Genomic DNA, 6,133 nt, shown 5'->3' with positions numbered 1-6,133 from the left:
GCAGCACGACCCCAACTTCTGCGACTGCCTCCTCTTCCACGAGTACTTCCACGCCGACACCGGCCGCGGCCTCGGCGCCTGCCACCAAACCGGCTGGACCGGCCTCGTCGCCAAACTCCTCCAGCCCCGCCCATGAGCCCCTCCTTCGACCAATTCCGCTGGCTGGATTCCGGGGCCACCCTCGTGCCCGAATGGCTGGAAACCAACGGCCTGGGCGGCTGGGCCAGCGCTACGCTCAGCGGGGCCCTTTCGCGGCGCTACCACGGCCTGCTGGTGGCCGCCACCACCCCGCCCGTGGGCCGGCAGGTGCTGCTTTCCAAGCTCGACGAAACGCTGGTACTGGCCGACGGCCCGCGCTGGGAGCTGGGCTGCAACCAATACCCCGGCACTGTGCACCCAACGGGGCACCGCTACCTGAAGGCGTTTTTCCGCGACCTGTTTCCGGTGTTTGAGTACGAGGCCGGTGGGGTGGGGCTGCGCAAAACCGTGGCCGCCGTGCACGGCCACAACACCACCCTGGTAGTGTACGAGGTGCTGGCCGCGCCCGGGCCCTTCGTGCTGGAGCTGCTGCCCCTGCTGGCCGGCCGCGACTACCACACCCTGGGCCACCACAATGCGGCGGCCGAGCCCGCCTTTCAGTGCCACGCCGATACTTACCACGTAATCCCCCGGCCCCATTCAGCGGCGTTGTTTCTGACCCTGCCGGGTGCCGTTTATGCGGCCCGCCCCACCTGGTACTACCAGCTCGAATACGCCCAGGAACAGGAACGGGGCCAGGATTTTCGGGAGGACTTGTTTAGTCCCGGCGTGTTTCAGCGCGTGCTATCGGCCGGCGACACCTTCGGGCTGGTCATTTCTACCGAGCCGTGCGGCCCGGACAGCGCCGAAACGCTCCTGGCCCAGGAAGCCCATCGCCGCACGGCCCTGCTCGCGGCCGTAGCCCCACCCGATGCCTTGCGCCGCGCCCTCACCCTGGCGGCCGACCAGTTTGTGGTGCGCCGGGCCGCCGACCTGAACACCGTCATTGCGGGCTACCACTGGTTCACGGACTGGGGCCGCGACACCATGATTTCCCTGCCCGGCCTGTGCCTGGTTACCGGGCGCTTCGCCGAAGCCCGCCGCATCCTGCAGGCCTTCGCCGCGGCCGTGAGCGAGGGCCTGCTGCCCAACCGCTTCCCCGATTCCGGGGCCGCGCCCGAGTACAACACCGTGGACGCGACGCTCTGGTTTTTTGTGGCTGTGCAGCAGTACCAGCACTATTCGGGCGATGCTGACTTCGTGCAGCAAGCCCTGCTGTCCGTGCTCACCGATATCCTGGCTTGGCACCGGCGCGGCACCCGCTACGGCATCCGCGTGGCCGAAAATGGTCTGCTCTCGGCGGGGGCCGAAGGCGAGGCGCTCACCTGGATGGACGCCAGGGTGGGCGGCTGGGCCGTGACACCCCGCCGGGGACAACCCGTCGAAATTCAAGCCTTGTGGTACAACGCCCTGTATATAACCGCCACCCTCCTGCACCAGGCCGGGCGCCCGGCGGAAGCTGCGGAGCTGGAAGAATCGGCGAACCGCGCCGCTGCCGCGTTCGAGCCGGCCTTCTGGAACGAAGAACAGGGCTGCCTCTACGACTGTCTGCCGCCCGCTGGCCCGCCCGACGCGGCCCTGCGTCCCAATCAATTGCTGGCCCTCAGCTTGCCCTACCCCCTGCTCAGCGGCGCGCGGGCCGCCCGGCTACTGGCGGCCGTGGAGCAGGCCCTGGTTACCCCGGTGGGCCTGCGCAGCCTCGCCCCTACCGACCCCGCCTACTGCCCGCGCTACCGCGGCGGCCCCGTTCAGCGCGACGGAGCCTACCACCAGGGCACCGTGTGGAGCTGGTGGCTGGGACCGTATTGCGATGCCCTGGTGCGGGTGCACGGCCCCGAAGCCGGCTCCGTCCGGGTGCAGGCCGTATTGGACGGCTTTGCCTACCATTTAGGCGAAGCCGGGCTGGGCACGGTGTCCGAAATTTTTGACGGGGAGGCCCCGCATCAGCCGCGCGGCTGCATTGCCCAGGCCTGGGGCGTGGCTGAAATACTGCGCGTGGCCTGCCAGTATCCGATGGCAAGCTCATAGAGGCATTCGAAGTTATTCTCTTTAAATCAATGTTTTAAGTATGAATTAATGCTTCACCGCAATACTTTTTCCCCTCCTTCGACATGGACAAAACGCAAATTGGCATCATCGGCTTAGGTAAAATGGGGGCGAGCCTGGCCCAGCAAGCCGCTGAAAAAGGCTACTCCGTGGTCGGCATGGACCTGCGGCCCCGCCCCGACCTGGAAACCACGAACCTGCACGTTGTCACGAGCCTGATTGAGCTGGTGGCGCAGCTGGCCCCGCCCCGGAAGGTATTTGTTTACATCCCCGCGGGCGCGGCCGTCGACCACGTCATCGATGAGCTGGCCGGGCACCTGGATGCCGGCGACATCATCGTGGACGGCGGCAACTCCTACTGGGGCGACAGCATCCGCCGGGCGGCCCGGCTACAGGCGCAGGGCCTCCATTTTATTGATTGTGGCACCAGCGGCGGGCCGGACGGTGCCCGCCACGGGGCATGCTACATGGTGGGCGGTGTCAAAGAAGCCGTGCAGCAGCTGGAGCCATTTTTCTTCGATACGGCCGTGCCCGGCGGCTACCTGCACACGGGGCCGGCCGGCAGCGGGCACTACGTGAAACTGGTGCACAACGGCATTGAATTCGGGATGCTGCAAGCCATTGGCGAGGGCGTGGACCTGCTCACCAGATACCGCACGCCCCTCCCCATCAGCCAGGTGCTGGACCTCTGGAATCATGGCTCGGTCATCCGCTCCTGGCTTATCGAGTTGATGCGAAAGCAATTTGACGAGCATCCCGCCTTCGACGTATCGGGCCATGTGGAAGACACCGGCGAAGTAAACTGGCTGGTGGCCGACGCGCTGCGCTTGGAAGTCCCCATCCCGGTAATCACGCAGGCCGTTATTGCCTTGTTCACTTCCCGCGACGTCGACAAAACCTCGGCCCGCGCCATTGCGCTTATGCGCCACGGCTTCGGCGGCCACCCCTTCGGAACCGACCCTGGCATTCAGCACGAGCGTCAGTTTGGCCAGGTGGGCGGCTATGCGCTTCCTTAATACCCCGCACCTTGGCGAGAATATAAAAAGTATGGTTCGATGCTAGTTAACCCAGGTTGCGGACTATTGCGGGCACAAGGAAAGTCTGCTCGGCAGAGCAGAAGCGTGTTTGAGGTCCCTAATCTCCTCGTTGCTGCTTTCCCCCTGCGCAAACAGACCATTGCAATGGTCTGCTTCCTCGACGATTTACTGACCTGTTCCGGGATTAGCTACAAGGGAGGTACCTGTTTTGCCGACAATGCCCACCAGGTTTGCTTGGGCGATTTTCCGGGGCGAGTCAACGATAAACAGCCTATCAATTATTTGCTCTTTTTAATGGCTTATTGGTTCCCTTACGCACTTCAACCGGTTTCTTTTTTATATTAAACCAATGCATAAAGCCTCCTCCCCGACTGTGGCCTTTACCGAGCAGCTGACCAGTCCGTTCCGTGTCCATCATCCGGCCACCCTGGCCGAGCTGCTGGCCGCGGCAGGCACCTGCAAGCGGATTGTTGAAGTCTGGGGCGTATTCGTCCGGACCTCCGACACCCATAAGAAAAGTCCGGGAACCTGTACCATTGACGAGGTGCGGCAGCTCGCTCGGGTACTCCAGGTCTCCGAAGACAAGCCATTCCCCCTGGTGCGCCACCAGGCGGTTTCGCCCGCCGTTGCGGAGAGCGAGTGACCAGCCGGGCCGTCCGCTTAGCGCAGGCCGCAGATTTTCAGGAACAGCCCGCCGGGATTTTTCGTCGCCTTCACCTTATCGGTTTTCAGCTGGTAGGTGAACTTGAATAGCTGGTCCAGGTGCTTGGGGTCGCCCAGAATCTGGGCCACCAACTGCGGCTGAGCAATGCCCAGCGCCTCCAGGTGCTGCCGGGCCGAAAAGGCCCGGGCATCCTCGGCCGGCTGTTCAAACGGAATCGGGAGCTGCTGGGGCTGCTGGCGGGCAATGGTGAAGCGCACGGCATCGTAGGCCCGCCCCTTCTTGACCAGCACGTAGTCAATCTTCAGGTCGGTGTGCTCGCTGACCTGACGCACCGCAATATCCAGCACCCGCGCCTTCAGCTGGCTGATGTTCTGAAACAGCTCCGGCTCCTTGCCCTTGGGGTCTTTCAGGTGCAGCATCTGCTTAAACTCATCGAGCGGATACGTGCGGGTCATATCCTTGTCCTTCCACTGGCTCACCAGCTGGTAGATGCGCTTGGCGTACTTGCTGCTCAGCTTGAGGGCCGAATGCAGTTGGTAGGAAGTGAAATTCTCCTTCAGGTTGAACAAATAGGGGCGAATAGGAGTGGACAGCTGAATCTGCAGGCATCCCTTGCCCTTGATGTACTCCACGCGCTGAAACATCCACAGCTGCTGGTACGTCCGGTCGCTCTCCACCTCGAACATGCGCGAGCCCATATCGGCCGTAGCTTCGCGCAGCTGCTGATAGTTCCACTGCCGGCCCGTCAGGGCCTCCACATCCTTGACGTAGATGGTGTACTCCCGGTCCGGCGCATCATCCCGCCGCAGTCGGGAAAGCAGGTAGAAAAAGATGTCCAACTGGCAGGCCGTATAGTCGTAGCGCGCCGCCGTGATAGCGTTATGCTGACGTACAACAGGTGTGACGGGGGCCGGACCCGGGGTAATGTCAAGTGGTTCCATAAGCGGTGGGAAGGAAGCAAATGTAACAAACGGCCGTGCAAAAAAACCACAGTGGTAATTGGGAGTGGTTGTTCACTTATAAAACGTGGTTTAAAGACTTATAAAACGTGGTAGTTGGCTTATAAAACGTGGTTTAAAAAGTATAAAACGTGGTTTTTCGCTTATAAAACGTGGTTTTATACCCTTTTATACCTTTGACTATCAATAACTTATGAGCCTTACAAATAGACAAGTAAAAAAATAATCACAAGATTGTTGCTGCCACCTAACAAAGGCTTTTAGGGAGTGATTCGGAATTGTGGGGGGAGGAACAAACAAAAAACAACAAAAAGACGTGATTCTCGCCAAGCGCCCGCTGCGATTGCACTTTTTAAATAATAAGTTTACTTAAATTACTTTAAAACCACGTTTCATAAGTTGCCGTAGCTACTCAGAAACAATGGGGAATTGACCCTGATAAATGCACTTTTGCACTCTGCCAAAGGAAATAAAGGCATTCCGGAGATGCTTACTAACCTTTTACTAATGTTTAACTAATGACGAACTACCACTTTTTATAAGTCTCTCCCCTACCCGACTCTCGAACTAGCACGTTTTATAAGCATGGCTCCAAACGAAATAGTGGGCCAAACTTCTACCTTGACCAAAGCAAAAAACGCACCCGTTGCCATAGCTCCAGCAACTATGGCCGGTTATCAAGGCTGTTTCGCACTTTTATGTCGTGGCAGGCCAGGTTCACTCACGGCACCCGCGTGATAAATACCTCCAGTCGCAACTGGATTTTCTGCGGGCCCTGCCGGGTGCTCCAACCGTTTCGTTTAATCCTGTGAAAACGCCGTTCGCTTTCCTGCTGGTCCTGCTGGTGGCCGCAACCAGCGGCCCCGCCCGGGCCCAAAACCCGCCGCTCATAGCCAGCCCGGCCGCCAGCACCTCGCCCACGGCGACGGGCGCGGTGAAAAGGCACGGCCGCATGATGACAATGGATGCCGCCGGTGCACTAGCTCGCCCGAGCAGTGGAGGAACGGTTTTTAAGTTGGTACACAGAGCCGTCCCGGTGGCTGCCTCACCCCCGGCCCCTTCTCGGAGGGCGGGGGGTGAAGCAGCTCGTTGAACGACCAGCTACGCCAATTTGAAATCGGCTCACTGCTAACCCGAAAATTTCATATTGTCGACGCGCAACCCTCTTCGTGATGGGTATAACTTTCTGCTCATCGAGTCGCTCCAGCGCTTTCACCACTATTACGGCAATGAGTTCCAGGTGGAATACCCGACCCACTCGGGGCGCTACGGCACGCTGCTCGAAATTGCCGACGGGCTCACCACCCGCCTCACCAGCTTGTTCTTGCGCAACCAGGCCGGCGTCCGCC

5 protein-coding genes are annotated in these 6,133 nt (G+C 60.4%); 4 read left to right on the top strand and 1 reads right to left on the bottom strand.

Annotated features, from left to right (window positions below; translation table 11 throughout):
• The first annotated feature begins 132 nt into the window (after positions 1–132).
• The 3 genes from J4G38_RS23640 (at position 133) to J4G38_RS23630 (ending at position 3,804) form a co-directional block, all read left to right on the top strand.
• Positions 133–2,106, top strand: a complete 1,974-nt coding sequence (locus tag J4G38_RS23640) for an amylo-alpha-1,6-glucosidase (RefSeq protein ID WP_210521389.1) — start codon at positions 133–135, stop codon at positions 2,104–2,106.
• Positions 2,107–2,189: 83 nt separating this feature from the next.
• The gene (gnd, locus tag J4G38_RS23635; protein WP_210521388.1) at positions 2,190–3,140 is read left to right on the top strand and encodes a phosphogluconate dehydrogenase (NAD(+)-dependent, decarboxylating); all 951 of its coding nucleotides are present in this window, start codon (positions 2,190–2,192) and stop codon (positions 3,138–3,140) included.
• Between the two features lie 370 nt (positions 3,141–3,510).
• On the top strand, positions 3,511–3,804 hold the full coding sequence (locus J4G38_RS23630) for a hypothetical protein (RefSeq protein ID WP_210521387.1): 294 nt from the start codon (positions 3,511–3,513) through the stop codon (positions 3,802–3,804).
• Positions 3,805–3,821: 17 nt separating this feature from the next.
• Here J4G38_RS23630 and J4G38_RS23625 read toward each other — a convergent pair whose 3' ends face one another.
• Positions 3,822–4,766: a replication initiation protein gene (locus tag J4G38_RS23625; protein WP_210521386.1), complete on the bottom strand. Its 945-nt coding sequence runs from the start codon at positions 4,764–4,766 to the stop codon at positions 3,822–3,824.
• 1,165 nt (positions 4,767–5,931) lie between these two features.
• Between J4G38_RS23625 and J4G38_RS23620 the strand changes: the two genes are divergently transcribed.
• Positions 5,932–6,133 (top strand): hypothetical protein (locus tag J4G38_RS23620; RefSeq protein ID WP_226163749.1); only part of this gene is annotated, 202 nt, incomplete at its 3' end.

Source organism: Hymenobacter terricola, assembly GCF_017921975.2.
GTDB lineage: Bacteria > Bacteroidota > Bacteroidia > Cytophagales > Hymenobacteraceae > Hymenobacter > Hymenobacter terricola.
This window is presented reverse-complemented; position numbering and strand designations above follow the sequence as displayed.